Genomic DNA, 22,046 nt, shown 5'->3' with positions numbered 1-22,046 from the left:
AAACGCGAAACGGCGCCCGATGCGGCGCCGTTTTGGTTTTCAGGTGCTTAGTAACGGAAACGGCCTCCCGTTCCGTGGACAAGACCGCTCCCCACAAGGGGAAGGGCTTGCGGGGGCGTACCGTCCCGCCCCATCAACATCTCCGCAAGTGGTGACGGTTTGAGCCATGTCGGAAGGTACGGCAGGATAACCGCTCCCTTGTGGGGAGGGGTCTTCGATGCTGCAGAGAGAGGACCTAAATACGCGCCAGCCGGTCGGTCAGGAGATCGAAGAAGCCCTCGTCGTCGATGTGCCGCATGACCTTGGCATTGTGCTTGCGTCCGGTCACCTGCCACCAATCGACCACCGTCATGCCCGCGGTCAGGGCGGAAGCCGTTTCGATCTCGACATTGCAGTCGCGGCCGGTGAAGAGTTCCGGTCGCAACAGATAGGCGATCACCGTCGGATCGTGCAGCGGCCCGCCGTCGGTACCGTATTTTTCGATGTCGAAGCGTTCGAAGAATTCCAGCATCTCCGCAAGCGCAACAGCCGCCGGACTACCGATGGCGCGGATCTTCTCGACGCGGGCCTTGCGTGTAAGAACGCGGTGCGTCACGTCGAGCGGCATCATCACGATCGGAATTCCGGAGCGGAAGACGATCTCGGCGGCCTCCGGATCGACATAGATGTTGAATTCCGCCGCGGGCGTAATATTGCCGCCCTCAAAGAAGCCGCCGCCCATCATTACGAGCTCGCGTACCGCCGGTGCGATCTCGGGCGCCTTGGTGAGGGCCAGCGCGATATTCGTCAAGGGGCCGAGCGTGCAGAGCGTGACCGCGCCTGGTGCCTCGGTGCGCAAAGTCTCGACGATGAAATCGACGGCGTGCTGCTCCTGAAGCGGCATCGTCGGCTCGGAGAGTTCGAGGCCATCGAGCCCCGTCTTGCCGTGCACGTGCTCGGCGGTGATCAGCGGGCGGGCGACCGGCCGCTCGGCGCCGGCAAAGACCTTCACGTCGGTCCTGTTGCAAAGCTCACAAACGATCCGCGCGTTGCGCGCCGTCAGCGTGAGCGGGACATTGCCGGCGACGGTGGTGACGCCGAGGACCTCGATCTCCTCCGGGCTGCCGAAGGCCAGCATGATCGCCGCCGCATCGTCCTGTCCCGGGTCGGTGTCGATGATGATCTTTCTCGCGCTTGACACTTTACGTCTCCTGCCGGACCACGGCGATCTCTGCTCGCGGCATCGAAATCACGTGGTCGCCCTTCGGGCCGAATATCCGAGAAGCGACTATGATTTGCGCGGGCTGCGGAGGCAAGCGGCTTGCACTCGTTGCACACAGCTACCATATTGCTGCCAGGATGCTGCATGGCAGGTCCGACAAGATGGTCGCTTGAGCTGCAAGGACTTTGGGAATGAGCAGAATAACGCCATTTACGAGCCCGCTTCTCGTGGGTTTCGACAGCATGGAGAAGACCCTTGAGCGCATCGCCAAGGGCAATGACGGCTATCCACCCTACAATATCGAGCGCATTCGCGGCGACGCCTCCGGCGCGCCGGAACGACTGCGGATAACGCTCGCGGTCGCCGGCTTCTCCGAGGAAGACCTCGACGTGATGACCGAGGAAAATCAGCTCGTCATTCGCGGCCGTCAGGTCGACACCGGCGAGCGGGAATATCTGCATCGCGGCATCGCCGCTCGGCAGTTCCAGCGCACCTTCGTGCTTGCCGACGGCATGCAAGTTCTCGGCGCGGAGCTGCGCAACGGCCTCCTCTCGGTCGACCTCGTGCGCCCGGAGCCGGTCCGCATGGTAAAGAAAATTAACATTTCGGTCCCAGAATAGGATAACCGGCGGGATTTTTCCTTGAAAGCCGGCGACCACGGAGCATCACCATGGGACTGAAAACCATCAACACATCGCTGTCGAAGAGCGACCTTGCGCATCTCGGCGCAGGCGAAGTCGGCTATATCCGCAAGATGCGTTCGGAGGAGGTCTCCCGCTGCTTTCCCGAGGCGCCCGAAATGGGTCCCGGAATCGACCTGTGGGCCCTGTTCGGCGCCGACGGCACTCCGATTCTCCTGACGGATAACCGCTCCAGCACCTTCTTCAAGGCGGCCGAGGACGACCTGCGCACCGTCAGCCTGCATTAATCGGCTGGCGCGTATTAACTTGAATTTGGCCCCTCGTCGGCCTACCGGCCACCCTCTCCCCGCACGCGGGGAGAGGGCTAGTCCTCGGGTTAAACCCGAGGAGAGGAGCGAATCCAAAGCATTCTAAACGCGGCGGAAGGTGAGATAGGCCGAGCTTCGCCCTTCCCGGCGGGCCTTGGCCTCGTAGCGCGTGCTCGGCCAGCCGGCGAAGGGCGTCAGCCAGTCGGCCGCCTTTTCCGCCGTCCATTCGAAGGCGGCGTGGTCACGGCAATGGATGAGCGTCCAATTGACATAGCTGTCGATATCGGATGCGAAGCAGAAGAGGCCGCCCAGCTTCAGAATGCGCGCGAAGCGGTCGAGATTGACCTTGGAGACGAAGCGCCGCTTCCAGTGCTTCCGCTTCGGCCAGGGATCGGGATAGAGCAGGTCGATCTGATCGACCGAGGCTGCGGGCAGCCAGTCGAGCACCTGGGTCGCATCGTCGTCGTAGAGGCGGACGTTGCTGATCCCCCTCGCCTCGATCTGACCGAGCAGCTTCGCCATCGAATTGACGAAGGGCTCCACGCCGATGAACCCGGTCGAAGAATCCTCCGCGGCACGGTGGATGAGGTGCTCGCCGCCGCCGAAGCCGATCTCCAGCCGGATTCGCTTGACGGGTTCGGAAAAAAGCGACGCCAGATCTTGCGGCGCGGCTTCAGTCAGATCGAGCTTCAGAGCAGGCAGCAGGTTTTCTAGGTGCGCGGCCTGGCGCTCCCGCAGGGGCTTGCCTTTGCGGCGGCCGAAGAAAGCCTCCGTTGCTCTTGCACGGCGCGGTTCAGTCATATCGTCCTTCCTGGATCACAATGATTTCGCGTCGGACCGGACCGAAATCACAATGAACGAGGCGGACGCCCCTCACCGGAGCGCCCGCCCTGATTTTTTGCAGCGCCTGATAGCAGGCCGCTGCGCTATCTTCAATGCGCGGCTTCGGAAGAAGCCGCATCAGCGGCGCTTACGCCGCGCGGCTGGCCGCCCTTCCGTTGACGGCCGTGGTGTCGTGCTGGATTGCTTCCTTGAGCGGCTTGACGAGGTCGAGCTTCTCCCAGGAGAAGGAACCGTCGCGGCCGGCCTTGCGGCCGAAGTGACCATAGGCGGCCGTCTTGGCGTAGATCGGCCGATTGAGGTCGAGGTGACGGCGGATCCCGGTCGGCGAGAGGTCCATCGTCTTGCGGATGGCCTTTTCGACCTGATCTTCCGAGACTTTGCCGGTGCCGTGCAGGTCGACATAGATCGAGAGCGGCTGGGCAACGCCGATGGCGTAGGAAAGCTGGATCGTGCAGCGATCGGCGAGGCCGGCGGCAACGACATTCTTGGCGAGGTAACGGGCGGCATAGGCAGCCGAGCGGTCGACCTTGGTCGTGTCCTTGCCCGAGAAGGCACCGCCGCCATGCGGCGCGGCACCGCCATAGGTGTCGACGATGATCTTGCGGCCCGTGAGGCCGGCATCGCCATCCGGTCCGCCGATGACGAACTTGCCGGTCGGGTTGATGTACCAGGTGCAGTCGTCGGCGATCTTCAGGTCGGCGAGCGCCTCACGAATATAGGGTTCGACTACGGAGCGTACCTTGGCGGAATCCCAGCTGTCGTCGAGATGCTGCGTGGAAAGAACGATCGAGGTGGCCTCGGCCGGCTTGCCGTCGACATAGCGCACCGTCACCTGGCTCTTGGCATCCGGGCCGAGCTTGGCTACCTCGCCTTCGCCCTTCTTGCGGGCGGCGGCAAGCAGATTCAGGATGCGGTGCGAATAATAAATCGGCGCCGGCATGAGCTCGGCGGTCTCGCGGCAGGCATAGCCGAACATGATGCCCTGGTCGCCGGCACCTTCCTCGCCCTGCTTGTCGGCGGCACTGTCGACGCCCTGCGCGATGTGCGCGGACTGGAAGTGCAACAGCACGTCGATCTTCGCCGTCTTCCAGTGGAAGCCATCCTGTTCGTAGCCGATGTCGCGGATCGCCTTGCGGGCAGCCGACTTGAACTTCGACGGATTGATGACGTCGTTGCCGTTCTTGTCCTTTTTCAGGAGGCTCGGCGGCAGGCGGACCTCGCCGGCAATGACGACGCGATTGGTCGTGGCCAAGGTTTCACAGGCGATGCGCACGCTCCACGGGTCGACGCCGGACTTCGCCGCTTCGCGGTAAACCAGATCGACGATCTCGTCGGAGATACGGTCACACACCTTGTCCGGATGACCTTCGGCAACGGATTCACTTGTGAACAGGTAGTTTGCGCGCATGCGGGAAGTCCCCTCAATGAAAAAGCGGTGCGAACGTGTTAGTGGTTTTGCCGTCGAAAAACAAGCACACAACGACATAAATATATCTTTATATCGACATTGCTGCCACGCCCGACCTTGTCGAAATTGCCTCGTTTCGTGGAAAAATTTCGCGTCGGGGGGAGGCTACAGCGCTGCGCGTCTTATCGGACGCGCAAAGGTCGCTGGGCACTTTGAATTGCTGCATGTCTTTGTCCTTAAAGCGAGGTCGATTTAAGGAGACATGCAGTTGGGGTTGCAGCGCGCAAATCGACTACGCTGCCCGAAATACGAAAAAAGCGGCCGGCGGCCGCTTTTTCGGCACGGGGAGTGTTCCCGCTTATTCCGCCTCCGCCTCGGCAGCAAGCGCCTTGACGAGATCCACCAGCTTGCGCCGGACCTTGGGGTCGGCGATCTTGACGAAGGCGCGGTTGAGTTGCAGCCCTTCCGACGACGACAGGAAATCGACCACGTAGTTGGAGCTCGACGCCTCGGCCATGCCGGTGCCGGCGCCCTCGCCCGGCGCGTCTTCGAAGAAGAACGACACCGGTACATTGAGAATCTGCGAAATGTTCTGCAACCGGCTCGCGCCGACGCGATTCGTTCCCTTTTCGTACTTCTGAATCTGCTGGAATGTGATCCCCAGACTCTCGCCGAGCTTCTCCTGGCTCATGCCAAGCATCGTCCGACGAAGGCGAATCCTGCTACCGACATGGATGTCGATCGGGTTCGGCTTCTTCTTGTTTTCAATCATATTCGCCTTCCTAAACTCGCTGTTCCGGTTGCCGACAACCTGGCATTGCTGCTCCTCGCGTAATGGCAACCTGTCACTCGCTCGCGGCAGGTGAAAGTTGCCGGCAAATACCACTATGCAATTTTAGGGGTTTTACGTCAATTCTTCCTAATATTAAAACCTAAGCGAGAGATTGCCGCAACCAAAAGAAGAAAACTCGCCGTCAACCAGAAGATTTTGCTTCTCATGGCGGCGTCCGTGACGCTAGGCATTTTTCCCGGCAGAATTGTGTCTACAACTCCCTTGTAATTGTACCCCAATCCTACCACTAAAACACCGCGTGCATCAACAATTGCTGATATACCGGTATTGGCGGCGCGAATCATCGGCGTCCCGGTTTCGACGGCGCGAAGCTGGGCCTGATGGAAATGTTGCCGCGGACCGGGCGTGTCGCCGAACCAGGCATCGTTGGTGATGTTCAAGAGCGCGTCGGCCAAGCGGGCGTTACCGTCGACCTCATCGGCGAAGATCGCCTCGTAGCAGATCAGCGGATAGACCGTTCTTCCGCCCGGCAAGGTCAGCAGCGGACGGATCTTGGCCGCCGAGAAGCCGCCCGGCATAGAAGCGGCAACGGAACTCAGGCCCCAGGAGGAGAGCAGGTCCTCGAACGGTAGGTATTCGCCGAACGGCACCAGATGTATCTTGTCGGCCGCCCCGACGATCTGTCCCCGGTCATCGATGACGTAGATCGAATTGTAGTAGCGCGGCGGCAGGCCGGCGCCGGCGTCCTCGGCCCTGACCGCGCCGGCGACGAGAATCTGCCCCTCCTCGAGGACTTCGGCGATCCGCGCCAGTGCGTCGGGGTTGTCGGTGAGGATGAAGGGGATCGACGTTTCCGGCCAGACGACGATATCCGGCCGCTTGCCACGCTCCTCCGCTGGAGCGGCGGTTAGGGAGAGATGATCTTCGAAGATCGACGAGCGTTCGCGATCGTCCATTTTCTTGGCCTGATCGATCACCGGCTGGACGACACGGACGGTCATTTCCGGTGCGGATGGCTGCGGCGCTGGCTGGCCGAGCCGGTAGAAGCCGAAGGCGACATGCGCCGCGAAGAGGGCCACGGCGATGGCGAGGCCGGTGCGCGCGCCCTTGCCCGTCCAGATGAGTGCGGGCGCGGCAAAGACGAAGACGGCGAGCATGTTGATCGTCGCGAGACTGACGACGCTCGCCGATTGCATCATCAGCGGCATCGGCATGGCCGCATAGCCTATGGCGTTCCAGGGAAAGCCGGTGAACAGGAACCCGCGCAGCCATTCCGCAAGCCCGAATCCGAGGGCAAGAGCGGCGATCCGGCCCATGCCGTCGGACCAAAGACAGCGGGCGATGACAACCGCCACGGCATAGAATAGCGCGAGCAGGGCGGGAAGGCCGACGACCGTCAATGGCAAGGCCCAGGCGAAGGCATCCGCCTCGACAAGCAGCGCATTGCCGAGCCACCAGAGCCCGCCCAGGAAATATCCGAAACCGAAAGACCAGCCGATCGACGCGGCCGGCAGAAGCCGCTTCAACAGGCCGTCGTTCGGATTGGTCGCGATCCCGTCTATCAGCCAGACCAATATCGGAAAGGAAACGAAGGCCGCCGCGAAAATGCCAAAGGGCGGCTGCGTAAGCACTGCCACGAGCCCGGCCGCGAAGCCGACGAGTGCCCGGGAAACTCCGGAAAGAAGTATGATCCTGCCTGCCAGTCTCTCCATAGAGCCTCCAGTCGGCGCCGGCCTTCGACAGCCTTGCGCGGGAAGAAAACCGAATCAGTCGGCGGCAGTCTTCCAAAAAAGTGACGGCTTGTCCCGCCGCCGCATAACCCCTCCTTTCAGAGGGTTGACAAGCTCGGGGCTCAGTTGAGAATTGTCTACTGCATGTTTCCTAAAATCCTAGCCGATTTAAGGATAAAAACATGCAGCGATTCAAAGTGCTACAGCAACCTTTGGGCGTCTGATGAGACGCGCGCGGCGCTGTAATGCATATTAACCACAGTTGCTGAATTGATGACCGAGCCGCTCCCAGTCACCCTATCTTGGCGTACGATGGAGGAAGCGGGTTCGCCTCCGCCGCCTCCTGAGTGAGGAACCCCCGCAAAGATAGTCCGGACCCGTGAATGAGGAGGCCTCATTGTTCGATCCCCGCGAGAAGATCGCGCTTTTCATCGATGGCGCCAATCTCTACGCCACATCCAAGAGCTTGGGCTTCGACATCGACTACCGCAAATTGCTCGCCGCGTTCCAGAAACGGGCGTACCTCCTGCGAGCCTACTATTACACGGCACTTATCGAAGACTTGGAGTTTTCCTCGATCCGCCCTTTGATCGACTGGCTGGACTATAACGGCTACACGGTCGTGACAAAGCCTGCCAAGGAATACACGGATGCCCAAGGTCGCCGCAAGATCAAAGGCAATATGGACATAGAACTCGCTATCGATGCGATGCAGCAGGCCGAAGTGCTCGATCATTTGGTGATCTTCTCCGGCGACGGCGATTACACCACCCTGGTGGAGGCGCTGCAACGAAAAGGCCGCAAGGTTTCCGTTGTCTCGACAATGTCGACGCAGCCGCCGATGATTGCCGACGAACTACGCCGTCAAGCCGACTGTTTCATCGACCTGATCAGCCTGCGTAAGGAGATCGACCGCCATCCGCCGGATTCCGCGACACGGCCGGTGGCCCCGACCAACGTGGACGTAAACTCATAAATCGGAAGGATGCGTGCGGTTTTTCGCCCCCGTCCCGCTTTACCTTATAAAGACAAAGCTGTTCATTCAGCCGAGGGCGGGGCCGGAAGCGCTGGATGCTCGCCTGCCGGCGGCAACATTTCTTTTTCCTTCGGCGGGCGGCGTCGCGCAGGCGGACGTTTGCGCATGATCCGCACGCGTTTGACGCGGCGCGGATCGGCATCGAGAATTTGGAACTCGAAACCGGGGATCGCCTGAACCACTTCGCCGCGCACCGGAATCCGGCCGAGCGAAGCGAAGACGAGCCCGCCGAGCGTATCGACATCCTCCAGTTGCTCGCGCACGTCGAAATCCGGACCGATCGCGCTGGCGATCTCCTCGAGTTCCACGCGGGCATCGGCGACAAAGATGTCGTCTGACGTACGGGCGAACATCACTTCCTCGTCGTCATGCTCGTCCTCGATGTCGCCGACGACCATCTCGACGATATCCTCGAGCGATACGAGGCCGTCCGTGCCCCCATACTCATCGATGACGAGGGCCATCTGAATGCGCGCCGCCTGCATCCGCTGCATGAGATCGGAAGCCAGCATCGACGGCGGCACGAACAGGAGCTGACGGATGATGCCGGCCTCCTCCAATGTCTTGTCGAGATCGACGCGGGAAAGATCGAAGCCGGGCTTCTGCTGGCGGGGCGCCTTCTCGCCGTTCGTGGCCGTGTGGGCCCTGCCGTTACGGCGGCGGTTGCGCGCCTGCTTGGTCACATAGGCGAGCAGGTCGCGGATATGCACCATGCCGCGCGGGTCGTCGAGGCCCTCGCTATAGACCGGCATGCGCGAGCGTCCCGACTCCTCGAAGAGGACCATCAGTTCGCCGATGGTGATACTCTGGTCCACGGCCTCGATGTCGGCGCGCGGCACCATCACGTCCTCGACGCGGACCTCGCGGAAGCGGAGGATATTGTTGAGCATCGCCCGTTCCTCGGGCGAGAAGGCCGCATTGCTGTCGGCATCGGCCGTCAGCGCGTCGGCAAGGTCCTCGCGCAGGCTCGACGGGCTGACGCCACGCAACAGGCGTGCGGCACGGCTCCAAAAGGATGAATTGGATTTGCTGCCCTCTGTTCGGGCGGCGGTACTACTACTGCCCGCCTCGGCCTCGCCGGAAGCCTCGGCCTCCTCGGTCGCGGCCACGGCCGGCTGTGTCTTGAAGTCGCTCATCGTTCCAATCTGTCAAATCGGAGACCGGTCCCCGTAGGGATCAGATAGGCCAAGACGCGCCAAAATGCGAGTCTCCAACCCCTCCATTCTTTCCGCTTCTTCATCTTCGATATGATCATACCCGAAAAGATGCAGGAATCCATGGACGAGAAGATGCGTCAAATGGGCCTCGAACGGCTTTCCGAGCTCCTCCGCCTCGCGCTTCAGCGTCTCGTGGGCGACGACGATATCACCGAGCATCGGCCCCGGCATCTTGCCGGGCGTCACCGGGAAGGCGGGGAAGGAGAGCACATTGGTCGGCTTGTCCTGGCCGCGCCATTCGGCGTTGATCGCCTTGATCGAGCGATCGTCGGTGAAGACGAGCGACAGCTCCGGCGGCTCGCCCGGCAATGCCTGCCCCTCTTCGCGGGCGAGAAAATCGGCGGCCGCATCGAGAACATTTGCCGAGAAGGATAGAAGCTCGTCCTCCGGCGGCCAATCTCCCGCATCGACGCTGACCTGAATGTCCAAAGCCGTCATGATCCACCGCGACCGCACCTAGCGATCGCTCTGCTCGCTCTCGTCATGGACCGCCGTGTGGCCCTCATAGGCCCGAACGATCCGCGCAACCAGCGGGTGGCGCACGACGTCGGCGTCCTTGAAGCGGATGACCGAGACACCCTCCACGCCCTTGAGGATCTGCAGCGCTTCCACGAGACCCGACTTGACCCCGCGCGGCAGGTCGACCTGGCTCGGATCGCCGGTGACGATCATCCGGCCGTTTTCGCCGAGGCGGGTCAGGAACATCTTCATCTGCATCGATGTCGTGTTCTGAGCCTCGTCGAGGATCACCGCGGCATTGGCAAGCGTGCGGCCACGCATGAAGGCGAGCGGGGCAATCTCGATCACGCCTGCCGTAATCGCCCGCTCGACCTTGTCTCCGGGCATCATATCGTAGAGCGCGTCATAGAGCGGCCGCAGATAGGGATCGACCTTTTCCTTCATGTCGCCGGGCAGGAAGCCGAGACGCTCACCCGCCTCGACCGCCGGGCGCGACAGGATGATGCGATCGACCGCACCGCGCTCCAGAAGCTGGGCGGCGTGCGCGACGGCGAGATAGGTCTTGCCGGTGCCGGCGGGCCCGACGCCGAAGACGAGCTCCGCGCGCTCCATCGCCCGAATGTAGGCGTCCTGCATCGGCGTGCGCGCAGCAATCGTCTTTTTGCGCGTCGAAATCTGCGCCATCGTCAGCTTGGCTTTGCGCTCCATCGTCGGCAACTGTAACTGATCGTCCGCGGCGACCGCCATACGGATCGCACCCTCGACGTCGGACGTATCGATCGAGGCACCACTCTGCAGTCTTCCATAGAGATAGTCGAGGGCGCGGCGTGCCTGGTTGGTCGCCACGACATCACCGGAAATGGCGACGGAATTGCCGCGCGGCCGGGCGTCGATGCGCAGCCGCTCTTCAAGCAATTTCAGGTTCTGATCGAACTGACCAAAGAGTTCGCTGGCAAAGCGATTGTTCTCGAAAGTGAGCACGAAGTGATTGGCGTCTGTCGCGGATGTTTTCGACTGGCGTGATGAGGAAGAAATCAGTTCGTGTCCGTTCAAGCGGTCAAGCTCCTCGCTTCCGGTTCCTCGATCATCTCGGCAAACAAGCTGTTCGGGCCGGCCTTGGTGATTCGTACTTTGATAATGTCACCGATTTGCGATGCTTTTGCATCAACATTCACGGGCTGCAGCCACGGCGAGCGTCCGACGAGTTGGCCCGGCAGACGGCCCGGCTTTTCGAGAAGCACGTCGATCTCCCGCCCGACGCAGGCCTCGGCGAAGCCGCGCTGCTGCTTCGTGAGCAGAGCCTGCAATCTTTCCAAGCGCTTGGCCTTCACGTCCTCGGGGACCTGATCCTTGAGCTCGGCGCCGGGTGTACCGGGGCGCGTCGAATATTTGAAGGAGAACGCCTGTGCATAATTCACTGCCTCCACGAGACGCAGGGTGTCCTCGAAGTCCGCCTCGGTCTCGCCGGGGAAGCCGACAATGAAATCGCCGGAGAGCGCAAGATCGGGCTGTACGGCGCGGATGCGTTCGATGAGCGCCAGGTATTCGGCGGCCGTGTGGCGCCGGTTCATGGCTTTCAAGATGCGGTCGGAGCCGGACTGCACCGGCAGGTGCAAATAGGGCATCAGCTTTGCCATCGATCGGTGCGCGTCGATCAGGCTGTCGTCCATGTCGCGCGGATGGCTGGTCGTGTAGCGCAGCCGTGCGAGGCCCACGACCTCGCCGAGGCGCTGCAAGAGATCGCCGAGACCCCACTCGCGCCCGTCCGGACCCAACCCGTGCCAGGCATTGACGTTCTGCCCGAGCAGCGTGATTTCGCGCACACCGGCCTCGACCAGCTTTTCCGCCTCGGCGATGATCTGCGCCACCGGGCGGGAGACTTCCGCTCCACGCGTATAAGGCACGACGCAGAAGGTGCAGAACTTGTCGCAACCTTCCTGCACCGTCAGGAAGGCGGTGACGCCGCGTGAACGGGTCTTCGCCTTGTCCGGCGCGGGCAGATAGTCGAACTTGTCCTCGATCGCGTATTCCGTCTCGACGACGCGCTCGCCGGTTCGCGCCCGCTTCAGCGCCTCGGGAAGGCGGTGATAGGTCTGCGGACCGATGACGAGGTCGACCGCCGGGGCGCGGCGTAGGATCTCGTTGCCTTCGGCCTGTGCGACGCAACCGGCGACACCGATCAGCATTTCGCGGCCCTCGCGCGCCTTCTCCTTCTTCAATTCGCGCAGGCGGCCGAGCTCGGAATAGACCTTTTCGGCCGCCTTCTCGCGGATATGGCAGGTGTTGAGCAGGACGAAATCGGCCTCTTCCAGGACGTCGGTTGCGACGTAGCCGTCGCGCGAGAGCGCATCCGACATGCGGTCGGAATCGTAAACGTTCATCTGGCAGCCATAGGTCTTGACGAAAACCTTGCGTGCCGGGGCGTTCATCTCGCCCGTCACGGGCGACGTCGACAGTAGAGCTGTTTCCTGGGTCATGCGGGTTCTTTAGTGCAAACCGCCCCAAAGTTGAAGCGTTTTCGGGGCCGCAGCCAAGGCGCCCGTCCGGATCACAATGATCCAGAAATAAGGCAATTCAGGTTCGCTGCGGCCCTTTCTGCGAGAGAAGAGCGGGAGCGGCCGCGCTCGTTCCGCCCGTTGCCGCCCGCCCCCGCAGCCGATCCGACAGCATCTTGCGGATCCGCTGCTCGATGGTGCGGCTCACTTCCTTGCGGTTCGACTGACGATCGTAATCCACCGCCTCGCCGAAATCGACGTCCACATCGAGGGCGCCTTCCCGCAACACGCCGATGAGATGCGGAAGAAGGCCGATGTCGCCCGGCCAGGCGGCTATCGGCCGGTAGTAGCGCCCCATCGGCATGCCGTGGATGCCGGTGTAGGAAATCGCCAGGGGCTGGACGTGAACCACGCCCGTCGGCGATTGCGGAATGGCCGAGGCGGCGGCACCGAACAGCGACGTCTTGATGTCGAGCAAGCGGTTGCCATCGGACGTCGTGCCTTCGGGGAAAAGCACGACGATCTCGCCATCGGCGAGGCGCCGGCCGATTTCATTGACCTGATGGCCCGTGGTGCGCTTCTGCTCGCGCTCCACGAAGATCGAGGCCTGAAGCTTCGCGAGAACCCCGAAGATCGGCCAGGACTTGACATCCGACTTGGCGACGAAGATGACGTCGGCGACCGACGAAAGCACCAGGATGTCCTTCCAGGAGACGTGATTGGCGCTCAGGAGCAAGGGACGCCGGTGATCGAGCTCGCCATGGACGCGAACGCGGAGGCCGAGCAGCAGACACGCCACGCGGTGCCAATAGCGCGGCAACCATCGCCGCGGCCTCAGATCCAGCCACAGGCAAACGATCTGGATCGGCATCAGCGCCAGTGAGACCAAAATGAGCAGCATGACGCAGAGCGCGACCCGCACCCAGTTGATCATCCGCAGGCACCTTCCAAGCTCGTCATTCGTCGCTCCGCCGTGGGCATGCTCAAGCGCCGGATCGGACTAGCGAAGATCAAGCCGCATGACAAGCGCCGCCGTACGCTCCCCGGGCCGCGCCTGATAATAGGCCTTGCGCTCGCCGACCTTCACAAAGCCGAGCTTTTTGTAGAGCCCGATCGCGGCCTCGTTCGTCTCGTCGACTTCCAGGAAGAGCGCTTCGGCCCCCTTGACGAGCGCTTCCCGCATCGCCGCCTGCATCAGCCGCCAGCCGAGCCCGGAGCGCGTGAAGCGCGGATCCACCCCGATCGTCAGGATCTCAGCCTCGCCAGCCACAGCGCGAGATAGCACGAAACCGCCGAAAGCAGGACGGAACATGCCGTTGGTCTGGCGGGCAACGAAACCGAAGACCGTATCCTGGGTGAGAAGCGCGTGAATCTCGCCGTCGCTCCAGGAGGCGGCAAAGCGCAGGCGATGCAGTGCCGCGGCCGCGCCGAGGTCGGTCTCCTCGAGCGGAAAGATGTCGAATTCGGTGCGGCGAGTGATGTAATCGGTGAAGCTCATCGACGTCGATCTGGGAATTGATAAAAGTGCTCGCGGTTTCCGGCCCTTGTCTGATGCATTTCGTTTGGCGACATGCATCAGGCTCGAGTGACCGCGAAACCGGCCTGTGGTTTGGCATCCGGCCCGCGCAGATAGAGCGGTTTCGGCTTGGCCGCGGCCGGATCGGCGACAGCGCCGAGCCGACCGACGACGCCGATGTCGATCTCGTCCGGCTTGCCGGCGGCCGCATGGGCGGTGACCAAATGGGCGCCTGAACCCGAGACGATGCCGGAAAAGCCGGAAAAGCGTTCATGCACCTCGCCCGCGGATAGGATCTCCGGCGCGCCCTCGGCCCTGCCGCGGGCGTCGAACGACTGAACATAGACCTCGTCCCGTTTTGCGTCCATGACGGCGAGCACCGGCCGGCCAGGCTCTTTGAGCCGCGCGCTTTCGGCGATGACCTGAAGCGTCGTGACGCCGACCGCCGGCTTGCCAAGCGCCAGCGCGAGGCCCCGCGCGGCGGCAACGCCGACGCGGATGCCGGTAAACGACCCAGGGCCTATCGTCACGGCAATGCGGTCGATATCCGCGAGCTGTCTGCCGGCGGCGATCAAGGCCTCGTCGACGAAGTCCATGAGGCGCTCGGCATGGCCGCGGCCGATCTCCGCGCCGGCTCGTGCCAGAAGCTCCCCCGGCCCGCCGTCATAGACCGCCGCGGAGCAGCCGATCCCGGATGTGTCGATGGCAAGCACTAACATTTCCGCTGCGATCTCCTCCCTCGATTGCCTCGCAAGCAAAACGCACTGCGGCGTGCGCACAGCCGCAACACCCGCGCGTCCAAGCCACTGCGGCGCTTGGAATCGCTCGCGCGATTCTAGCCCCAAACCACATCCGGTTTAAGAAATATGGAGCCGAACGGAAAGCGAAACATGCGCGGGGCTCCCACGCATGTTCCCGCGTCTCGATCTGCTCCGGGTCAGACGGATTCGACCGCCTCGACTTCCGGAACGAAATGACGCAAAAGGTTCTGAACGCCGTGCCTCAAGGTCGCCGTCGAGGATGGGCAGCCGGAGCACGCCCCCTTCATATTCAGGAACACGGTACCATCCTTGAAGCCCCTGAAGGTGATGTCGCCGCCGTCCTGGGCTACGGCCGGCCGTACCCGCGTTTCCAGCAATTCCTTGATCGTGGCAACGATCGCCTCGTCGCCCTCGTCATAGAATTCGCCTTCCTGATCCGTTTCTTCGGCGCGGCCTGCTCCCGACATGATCGGCTGGCCGGACATGAAATGTTCCATGATCGAGCCGAGAATGGCGGGCTTCAGATGCTGCCACTCCTGCCCTTCCTTGCTCACGGTAATGAAGTCATAGCCGAAATAGACGCCGGTAACGCCGGGGATCGAAAAGAGTCGCGCTGCGAGCGGCGATCCCGCACGTGCCTCTTCCTCGCTGCGGAATTCGGCCGTGCCGTTCTCCATCACGACCTTGCCGGGCAGGAACTTCAGGGTTGCCGGGTTCGGTGTGGCTTCGGTCTGGATGAACATGTCTCTCTCCGTTCTGCCGGGAGCGACCTCGACCGGCACTTTAGAATTGTTCAAAAATATAGGAGCCCTGCAGTGAACCCGCAAGGGCGTAATGGCGCTTCTAGCTCAGGTCAGTGCGTCGATTTCCTCGTCCGTCAGAAGGTCGGGGATGACGGTGACGGGGATTGGGAAGGCCGCGGCTTTCCCGGCGATGGACGACACGAGGGGCCCTGGTCCTTCCTTTGCCGACCCGGCCGCGAGCACCAGGATCGCGATGTCGCGATCCTCCTCGATGACGGCATGGATCTGTTCGGTCGCGATGCCTTCGCGGATGACGATTTCCGGTTCGATGCCGATTCTTTCGCGCACAGTCTGGGCGACCTTGGCGAGCGTCGCCTCCGCCTCCTCACGCGCTTCCGCACGCATGATCTCCTCGACCCCCAGCCATTGCTGGAAATCGGCGTCTGAGATCACGTAGAGCAGCACGAGGCCGCCATTGGAATTCTTTGCGCGCATGCCGGCGTAATGCACGGCACGGCCACATTCGGGCGTGTCGTCGATCACCGCCATGAACTTGCGGCGATGACCTTCCAGTCGTGAGAGTCGGGTCGAAACCATGCCGCGAACATGACATCGCCGCCGGGCGCCCGCAAGCGCTGTTTTTTACGGGTGGAACGGGATCATAGAAATGTGTGTGCGGCTTCCCGCCCACGCCCCGCTCCAACTTTTGTCTACTGCAAGAAACCGATGATTTCCCGGACTTCGCGCATCGTCTTTTCGGCCCTCGCCCGGGCGCGCTCGCCGCCCTTGCGCAGGATGGTATCGATATGCGTGGGGTCGTCCATCAGTCGGCGCATCTCGCCGGTGATCGGCGAAAGAACGCTGACGGCGAGGTCGGCGAGCGCCGGCTTGAACACCGAGAATTGCTGGCCGCCGAACTCGGCCAGTACCTTTTCCTTCGACGTGTCGGACAGTGCCGCATAGATGCCGACGAGATTCTCGGCCTCCGGGCGGCCCGCAAGGCCATCTACTTCGCTCGGTAGCGCGTCCGGGTCGGTCTTGGCCTTGCGGATCTTCTTCGAGATCGTGTCGGCATCGTCCATCAGGTTGATGCGCGACAGATCGGAAGGATCGGACTTCGACATTTTCTTCGTGCCGTCGCGCAGCGACATGACGCGCGGCGCCGGCCCGCCGATCAGTGGCTCCACCGGCGGAAAATAGGCATGGATCGGTTCGTCGCCGACGACGATATCGACGCCGTAGCCGTGCCGCCGGATCTGCTCCATGAAGTCGATATTGAACTTCTGTGCGATGTCGCGGGTGAGTTCCAGGTGCTGCTTCTGGTCATCGCCGACGGGAACGTGCGTGGCGCGATAGACCAGGATGTCGGCCGCCATCAGGCTCGGATAGGCAAGCAGGCCCAGAGAGGCGTTTTCGCGGTCCTTGCCGGCCTTGTCCTTGAACTGGGTCATCCGGTTCATCCAGCCGATGCGGGCGACGCAGTTGAAGATCCAGGCGAGCTCGGCGTGCTGTGGCACGGCCGACTGATTGAAGACGATGTGCTTCTCCGGGTCGATGCCGGAGGCGATGAAGGCGGCTGCGATCGAGCGTATCTGGCCCGGCAGATCCTCATGCACGAGCTGCGCCGTGATCGAGTGGAGATCGACGACGCAATAGATGCAGTCGTTGTTCTCCTGCAGGGCGACGAACTTGCGGATCGCACCGAGATAGTTGCCGAGATGCAGGTTGCCGGTCGGTTGAACGCCGGAAAATACGAGCGGCTTGAATTCGTTCATGTCGTTCCCAATCGGGCTTGTGGAGGGCCCGGCTCCAGTTGATGTCCGCCGCGCTTATGCACGGCGGGGCAGATGCAATCAAGAGGCATGGATCAAGCCGGTTGCAGCAGGTCCCAGCGGTTGCCGAAGGGATCGGCGAAGACGGCGACCGTCCCATAGGCCTCGTGGCGCGGCTCTTCGAGAAACGCGACGCCCGCGGCAAGTATCGCCGCATGGTCGCGTGAGAAATCGTCGGTGAAGAGAAAGAAGCCGACCCGCCCGCCGGTCTGGTTGCCGATGGCGGCCCGCTGGCGTTCGCCGTCGGCCTTGGCGAGCAGAAGGGCGGTTTCCGTCGCGCCTTTCGGACGAACCAGCACCCAGCGCTTGCCGTCGCCGAGTTCCGTGTCCTCGACCAGATCGAAACCGAGCCTGCCGCAGAAGAAGGCGATGGCCGCGTCGTAGTCCGACACGACGAGGGCCACATGGGCGATGATCTGCTTCATGGCGCGTCCGCCCCATCGCCCGAGGCGGGTTCAGCCACCGACGCGGCCTTGCGCTTCAGATTGCGGCGGATCATCGCCAGGCTGGCGCCGCCGAGGCCGAAGGCGAGTGCGAAATAGATCACCATCGCCGCGGCGATGAGCCCGCACAGAGCGACGGCACGCATTGCGAGCGGTGCGGCCGAGGAAAGCGGAAATGCCAGCCATTGAACAGCGAAATGCAACGCGATCGCCATGATCGCAGCCGCGATGACGAGGCGCGGGATCCGCGTGAGCAAGGGGATGTCGCGCCCCCAATGGCCCCGCCAGACAAGCGTCACAAAGAGAAGGAGCGCATTCACCCAGCCGGCGACGATCTCGGCGGTGGCGATGCCGCTTGCGGCAAGCGAGGGAAACAACGCCAGCGCAAGGGAGACGTTCACAGCCACGGAAATGCCGGCGAATACCATCGGCGTGCGGGTGTCCTCGCGCGCGAAGAAGCCCGGAATGAAGGCCTTGATCAGCACGAATGCCGGCAGCCCGAGACCGTAGATCGCCAGGATTTGGCCGACGACGACGGTGGACTCCGGCGAGAACTTGCCGCGTTCGAAGAGGAGCCGGACGATCGGCTCGGACATGACAAGGAGTGCCGCCGCCGCAGGCAGCGTCAGGAACAGCGTGAACTCGACGGAGCGGTTCTGCAGGTTCCCCGCCTCATTGAGGTTGCCGGCACGCAACGCGCGCGCGAGCTCCGGCAGAAGCACGGTCGCGACCGCAATGCCGACGACGCCGAGCGGAAGCTGGTAGATGCGGTCGGCATAGACGAGCGAGGAGACCGCTCCCTCCTTGGCCGAGGCGATGTTGGTGTTGATCAGGAGGTTGATCTGGGTGATGCCGCCGGTGATCGCCGCCGGCAGCGCCAGCACCAGCAGCCGTTTGACGTTCGCCGTCAGCCGCGGGCGACGGAAGCCGATCCTGATTCCGGCGTTGCGCACGGCGAACCAGACGATCGCGAGCTGCACCAACCCTGCGGCCAGCACGCCCCAGGAGAGGTCGTAGCCGACGGCAACGGCATCCTGGCCGCTCAGCCAGGCATAGGCCAGTACGCCGATCAGAATGATGTTCAGGAAGACCGGAGCGATCGCTGCCGCGAAGTAGCGATGCAGCGAATTGAGCATGCCCGCCATCATCGCCGCCAGCGACATGCAGGCGAGGTAGGGGAACATGATCGTCGCGAAGATCACGGTGCTTGCGAATTTCGCGGGATCGTCGGCGAAACCGGGGGCGATCAGTTCCCTGACGATGAAGGGCATCGCCAGTTCCATGCCGATCGTCAGAAGAAGGAGGACGGTGAAGAGCACGCCGAAGACCTCTTCCGAGAAGCGGCGGGCCCCATCCATGCCGCGCGCCTCGATCTCCTTGGCGAAGAGCGGAACGAAGGCCGAATTGAAGGCGCCTTCGGCGAAGAGCCGGCGAAAGGTGTTCGGCAGGCGGAAGGCGGTGTTGAAGGCGTCGGCCACCGGCCCGGTGCCAAGTGCGGCCGCCATGAAGGTTTCCCGGATGAAACCGAAAACACGGCTGCCGAGCGTCGCGCCGCCGACGGTGGCGAATTTCTTGACGAGACTCATGTTTCGGCTTTTGTCGTCTTGGCGCCGTGCGATGTCCGCGGCGCTGGAACCGGGGCGATGATGCCGGAGGGCATGCGCTCGCGCACCTCGTCGACCTCGCCGGCCAACACCGCCTTCAGGCGCGCGGCAATGTTTACCTGCCGGTTCTCGTTGGTGATCTTCGCTCCGACCAGGTCGGTCACATAGAAGGTGTCGATCACCTTCTCGCCGAAGGTGGTGATATGGGCCGAGGCGATATCGAGAGAGAGGTCGGAAAGCACCGCGGTGATCTCGGAAAGCAGGCCGGTCCGGTCGAGGCCTTCGACTTCGATCACGGTGAACTTGTTAGACAGCGTGTTGCTGATCGTCACCTCCGGCGTCACGGTGAAGGCCTTGCTGCGCTTCTTCACCCGGGTTCGGCTGGCAATCACCTCCGGTAGCCGCTTGCGGCCGGAAAGCACGTCCTCAATCAGCCTGCCGATGCTTGCGGCCCGGCGCATCTCGTCCTCGTCGACCGAGAACTCGCGGTTGACGAGGATCGTATCCAGCGCCCGGCCGTCGGCGGTGGTGTGGATTTGCGCATCGACGATGTTGGCGCCCGCTGCGGCGCAGGCGCCGGCGATGACTGTCAGCAGGCGCGGATGGTCCGGCGAAAGCACCGTGATCTCGGTGATGGCGTGGAAATGGTGGGTGCGGACCATCGTCGCCAAGGTCTTGCCGGCGCGATCCGCCTCGCGAATGAACTCGGCGTGCCGGACCTGATCCTCGACCGCTACCGTCAGCAGGTAAGGCTGATAATGCAGCCGCACATAGGCCTCCCGCTCCTTGCGCGGCCAGTCTTTGAGCGCCTCCTCCAGCATATGAGCGGCGTGCTTGGCGCGCTCCTTGCGCGACAGTTCCGAGAAGCCGCCCGAGAGCAGAAGCTCGGTCTCGTAATAGAGCGTGCGCAGCAACTGCCCCTTCCAGCCGTTCCAGACACCTGGGCCGACGGCGCGGATGTCGCAGACCGTCAGGATGAGCAGCATCTTCAGCCGTTCGAGCGATTGCACGTGCTCGGCGAAGTCGACGATGGTCTTGCGGTCGTTCAAGTCGCGGGTCTGCGCCACCATCGACATCACCAGGTGTTCCTCGACCAGCCAGACCACCGTTTCCGTCTGCTTCGGCGAAAGCCCCAGGCGCGGGCAAAGCTTGCGGGCGACCTTTGCGCCGGCGACCGAATGATCCTCCGGACGGCCTTTGGCGATATCGTGCAGCAGCACGGCGACGTAGAGCGCTTCGCGATCCTCGATGCCCGGCATCAGCATCGCCGTCAGTGGATGCGCCTCCTCCTCCAGGCCCCGCTCGATCCGCGAGAGGACGTCGACGGTGCGCAGGAGATGCTCGTCCACCGTGTAGTGGTGGTACATGTTGAACTGCATCATCGAGACGATCTTGCCGAAATCCGGAATGAACCGTCCGAGAACGCCGGATTCATTCATGCGTCTGAGGATCAGCTCTGGATTGCGCCGCGAGGTGAGAATCGAGAGGAAGAGCCGGTTGGCCTCCTCGTTTTCGCGCAAGTGCGGCGTGATCAGGCTCAGCGAGCGCGTTACCTGCTTCAGCGCGGCCGGATGGAACTCCAGGCTGTTGATGTCGGCGATATGAAACAGGCGAAGCAGATTGACCGGGTCGCGTCTGAAGACGTCCGGACTTTCGAGTGCGATGCGCCCGCCATCGTCGACGAAGTCGAGCGTGCCGGCGATCTTCCGGGTGCGGTTCCGGAAGCGGCTGAAGACGCCAGAGATTCCCGGCGCGTCCTTGGCCTGCTGGTCCTCGAGCGCCGCGCAGAAGATGCGGGTGAGATCACCGACGTCCTTTGCGACGAGGAAGTAATGCTTCATGAAGCGTTCGACGGCCGAGAGGCCGGGATGGTCGTGATAGCCGAGCGCTTCGGCGATCTCGCGCTGGATGTCGAAGGAAAGCCGTTCCTCCGCCTTGCCGGTCAAGAAATGCATGTGGCAGCGCACTGCCCAGAGGAAATCCTCCGACTTCTGGAAAAGTTTGTATTCCTGCTTCGAAAGGACGCCGAGCTTCACGAGGTCGGCCGGGTCCTTGACCCGGTAGAAATATTTGGCGATCCAGAACAGCGTGTGCAGGTCACGCAAGCCCCCCTTGCCTTCCTTGATATTCGGCTCGACGAGGTAGCGTGTGTCGCCCGCCTTGCGATGGCGCTCGTCCCGCTCGGCGAGCTTGGCAGCGATGAAATCGGGACCGGTGTTGCGGACGATCTCGCGGTCGAAGCGCGCTTCCAGCTCGCTCGCCAGGGTCCCGGAGCCGCAGATGTAACGGCATTCGAGAATCGCCGTGCGGATCGTCATATCGGCGCGCGACAGCCGGATGCATTCCTCGATCGTCCGTGTCGCGTGGCCGACCTTGAAGCCCAGATCCCAAAGGATATAGAGCATGAACTCGATTGCCGGCTCCGCCCAGACCGCCTTCTTTGCCGGCAGCAGGAAGAGGAGGTCGATGTCCGAGCCCGGCGCGAGCGTGCCGCGACCATAGCCGCCGACGGCGGTCACGGCTATACGGGCGGCTTCCGGCGCATTGGCCGCATCGAACACCTGGTTCAGCACGAAGTCGTGCAGCACCGTGATGAGTTGATCCTGCAGCCAGGATATACGCTCTGCACATTTTATCCCCGCGCCGTCGGCGCCAAGCAGTTCGCGCGCCTTGGCGCGGCCCGCCACATTCGCCTCTTTGAAGGCGGCGAGCAAAGCACGGCGCATCGGTTCGCGCTGCTCGGCGTGGGCGGAGGCGATGAAATCGCACTTCGCCCGGAGGCCCGCGATGTCGAGAATTTCGGGAAAGGAAGGTTCGTGTCTGGCCATGAAGTGCCGAAGGGCGTCCTGTCCGACTGATTGTGTGGTCCGCTGCATCTCAAAGCGCTCCTGCCAAGCGCTTCTGCATGTCATTCGGATCGGAATCTCACCAGGCCGGAATCATGCAGCATTTCAATTACTAGAGCGGGATGAGGAAAAGTGTGAAGCGGTTTTCCGCCTACATCCCGCTCCAACGT

21 protein-coding genes are annotated in these 22,046 nt (G+C 62.7%); 3 read left to right on the top strand and 18 right to left on the bottom strand.

Going from position 1 to position 22,046, the window contains the following annotated elements; translation table 11 throughout:
- Positions 1-235 precede the first annotated feature (235 nt).
- Positions 236-1,180 (bottom strand): nucleoside hydrolase, encoded by a 945-nt coding sequence (locus M728_RS00255; RefSeq protein WP_026619598.1) that lies wholly within the window; start codon positions 1,178-1,180, stop codon positions 236-238.
- Positions 1,181-1,392: 212 nt separating this feature from the next.
- On the opposite strand from M728_RS00255, the gene M728_RS00250 reads away from it, so the two are divergent.
- Positions 1,393-1,821, top strand: coding sequence for an Hsp20 family protein (locus M728_RS00250; protein ID WP_026619597.1), 429 nt, complete (start codon positions 1,393-1,395; stop codon positions 1,819-1,821).
- Positions 1,822-1,871: 50 nt separating this feature from the next.
- Positions 1,872-2,129 (top strand): DUF1150 family protein, encoded by a 258-nt coding sequence (locus M728_RS00245; RefSeq protein ID WP_026613444.1) that lies wholly within the window; start codon positions 1,872-1,874, stop codon positions 2,127-2,129.
- Positions 2,130-2,252: 123 nt separating this feature from the next.
- On the opposite strand, the gene M728_RS00240 is transcribed toward M728_RS00245, so the two are convergent.
- The 4 genes from M728_RS00240 to lnt form a co-directional block, all read right to left on the bottom strand.
- Positions 2,253-2,951, bottom strand: coding sequence for a tRNA (guanosine(46)-N(7))-methyltransferase TrmB (locus M728_RS00240; protein WP_026619596.1), 699 nt, complete (start codon positions 2,949-2,951; stop codon positions 2,253-2,255).
- Positions 2,952-3,120: 169 nt separating this feature from the next.
- Positions 3,121-4,401 carry a methionine adenosyltransferase gene (gene metK / locus M728_RS00235; protein ID WP_026619595.1) on the bottom strand — a complete coding sequence of 427 codons (1,281 nt, stop codon included), beginning with the start codon at positions 4,399-4,401 and terminating at the stop codon, positions 3,121-3,123.
- A 358-nt stretch (positions 4,402-4,759) separates the two neighbouring features.
- On the bottom strand, positions 4,760-5,173 hold the full coding sequence (locus M728_RS00230) for a helix-turn-helix domain-containing protein (RefSeq protein ID WP_026619594.1): 414 nt from the start codon (positions 5,171-5,173) through the stop codon (positions 4,760-4,762).
- A 137-nt stretch (positions 5,174-5,310) separates the two neighbouring features.
- Positions 5,311-6,906, bottom strand: coding sequence for an apolipoprotein N-acyltransferase (gene lnt, locus M728_RS00225; protein WP_026619593.1), 1,596 nt, complete (start codon positions 6,904-6,906; stop codon positions 5,311-5,313).
- Between the two features lie 415 nt (positions 6,907-7,321).
- Between lnt and M728_RS00220 the strand changes: the two genes are divergently transcribed.
- A complete protein-coding gene (locus M728_RS00220; protein ID WP_026619592.1) occupies positions 7,322-7,900 on the top strand; it encodes an NYN domain-containing protein in 579 nt (192 codons plus the stop codon).
- 62 nt (positions 7,901-7,962) lie between these two features.
- Here the strand turns inward: M728_RS00220 and M728_RS00215 are convergent, their stop codons facing one another.
- From M728_RS00215 to M728_RS00155, 13 genes are all read right to left on the bottom strand, one after another.
- On the bottom strand, positions 7,963-9,096 hold the full coding sequence (locus M728_RS00215) for a hemolysin family protein (protein ID WP_026619591.1): 1,134 nt from the start codon (positions 9,094-9,096) through the stop codon (positions 7,963-7,965).
- Positions 9,097-9,108: 12 nt separating this feature from the next.
- Positions 9,109-9,615, bottom strand: a complete 507-nt coding sequence (ybeY, locus tag M728_RS00210; RefSeq protein ID WP_026619590.1) for an rRNA maturation RNase YbeY — start codon at positions 9,613-9,615, stop codon at positions 9,109-9,111.
- Positions 9,616-9,633: 18 nt separating this feature from the next.
- The gene (locus M728_RS00205; protein WP_026619589.1) at positions 9,634-10,689 is read right to left on the bottom strand and encodes a PhoH family protein; all 1,056 of its coding nucleotides are present in this window, start codon (positions 10,687-10,689) and stop codon (positions 9,634-9,636) included.
- The gene (gene miaB, locus M728_RS00200) at positions 10,686-12,113 is read right to left on the bottom strand and encodes a tRNA (N6-isopentenyl adenosine(37)-C2)-methylthiotransferase MiaB (RefSeq protein WP_026619588.1); all 1,428 of its coding nucleotides are present in this window, start codon (positions 12,111-12,113) and stop codon (positions 10,686-10,688) included. The genes M728_RS00205 and miaB overlap by 4 nt, the downstream gene beginning before the upstream one ends.
- A gap of 97 nt (positions 12,114-12,210) precedes the next feature.
- Positions 12,211-13,065, bottom strand: a complete 855-nt coding sequence (locus tag M728_RS00195; RefSeq protein WP_034883191.1) for a 1-acyl-sn-glycerol-3-phosphate acyltransferase — start codon at positions 13,063-13,065, stop codon at positions 12,211-12,213.
- Positions 13,066-13,131: 66 nt separating this feature from the next.
- A complete protein-coding gene (locus tag M728_RS00190) occupies positions 13,132-13,629 on the bottom strand; it encodes a GNAT family N-acetyltransferase (RefSeq protein ID WP_026619587.1) in 498 nt (165 codons plus the stop codon).
- Positions 13,630-13,706: 77 nt separating this feature from the next.
- Positions 13,707-14,366: a tRNA (adenosine(37)-N6)-threonylcarbamoyltransferase complex dimerization subunit type 1 TsaB gene (gene tsaB, locus M728_RS00185; protein ID WP_026619586.1), complete on the bottom strand. Its 660-nt coding sequence runs from the start codon at positions 14,364-14,366 to the stop codon at positions 13,707-13,709.
- 218 nt (positions 14,367-14,584) lie between these two features.
- Positions 14,585-15,151: a NifU family protein gene (locus tag M728_RS00180; protein WP_026613456.1), complete on the bottom strand. Its 567-nt coding sequence runs from the start codon at positions 15,149-15,151 to the stop codon at positions 14,585-14,587.
- A gap of 105 nt (positions 15,152-15,256) precedes the next feature.
- Complete coding sequence (locus M728_RS00175; protein WP_026613457.1) at positions 15,257-15,748, bottom strand: universal stress protein; 492 nt, start codon at positions 15,746-15,748, stop codon at positions 15,257-15,259.
- A 113-nt stretch (positions 15,749-15,861) separates the two neighbouring features.
- On the bottom strand, positions 15,862-16,926 hold the full coding sequence (gene trpS / locus M728_RS00170) for a tryptophan--tRNA ligase (RefSeq protein WP_026619585.1): 1,065 nt from the start codon (positions 16,924-16,926) through the stop codon (positions 15,862-15,864).
- 92 nt (positions 16,927-17,018) lie between these two features.
- Entirely contained in the window at positions 17,019-17,408 is a 390-nt protein-coding gene (locus M728_RS00165; protein ID WP_026619584.1) for a VOC family protein, read from the bottom strand.
- On the bottom strand, positions 17,405-19,012 hold the full coding sequence (murJ, locus tag M728_RS00160; protein WP_026619583.1) for a murein biosynthesis integral membrane protein MurJ: 1,608 nt from the start codon (positions 19,010-19,012) through the stop codon (positions 17,405-17,407). The genes M728_RS00165 and murJ overlap by 4 nt, the downstream gene beginning before the upstream one ends.
- Positions 19,009-21,858: a [protein-PII] uridylyltransferase gene (locus tag M728_RS00155; RefSeq protein ID WP_026619582.1), complete on the bottom strand. Its 2,850-nt coding sequence runs from the start codon at positions 21,856-21,858 to the stop codon at positions 19,009-19,011. The genes murJ and M728_RS00155 overlap by 4 nt, the downstream gene beginning before the upstream one ends.
- Between the last annotated feature and the right edge of the window lie 188 nt (positions 21,859-22,046).

The organism is Ensifer sp. WSM1721 (assembly GCF_000513895.2).
Classification (GTDB): Bacteria; Pseudomonadota; Alphaproteobacteria; order Rhizobiales; family Rhizobiaceae; genus Sinorhizobium.
The sequence above is the reverse complement of the archived record's forward strand: the minus strand, read 5'-3'. Positions and strand labels throughout refer to the sequence as shown.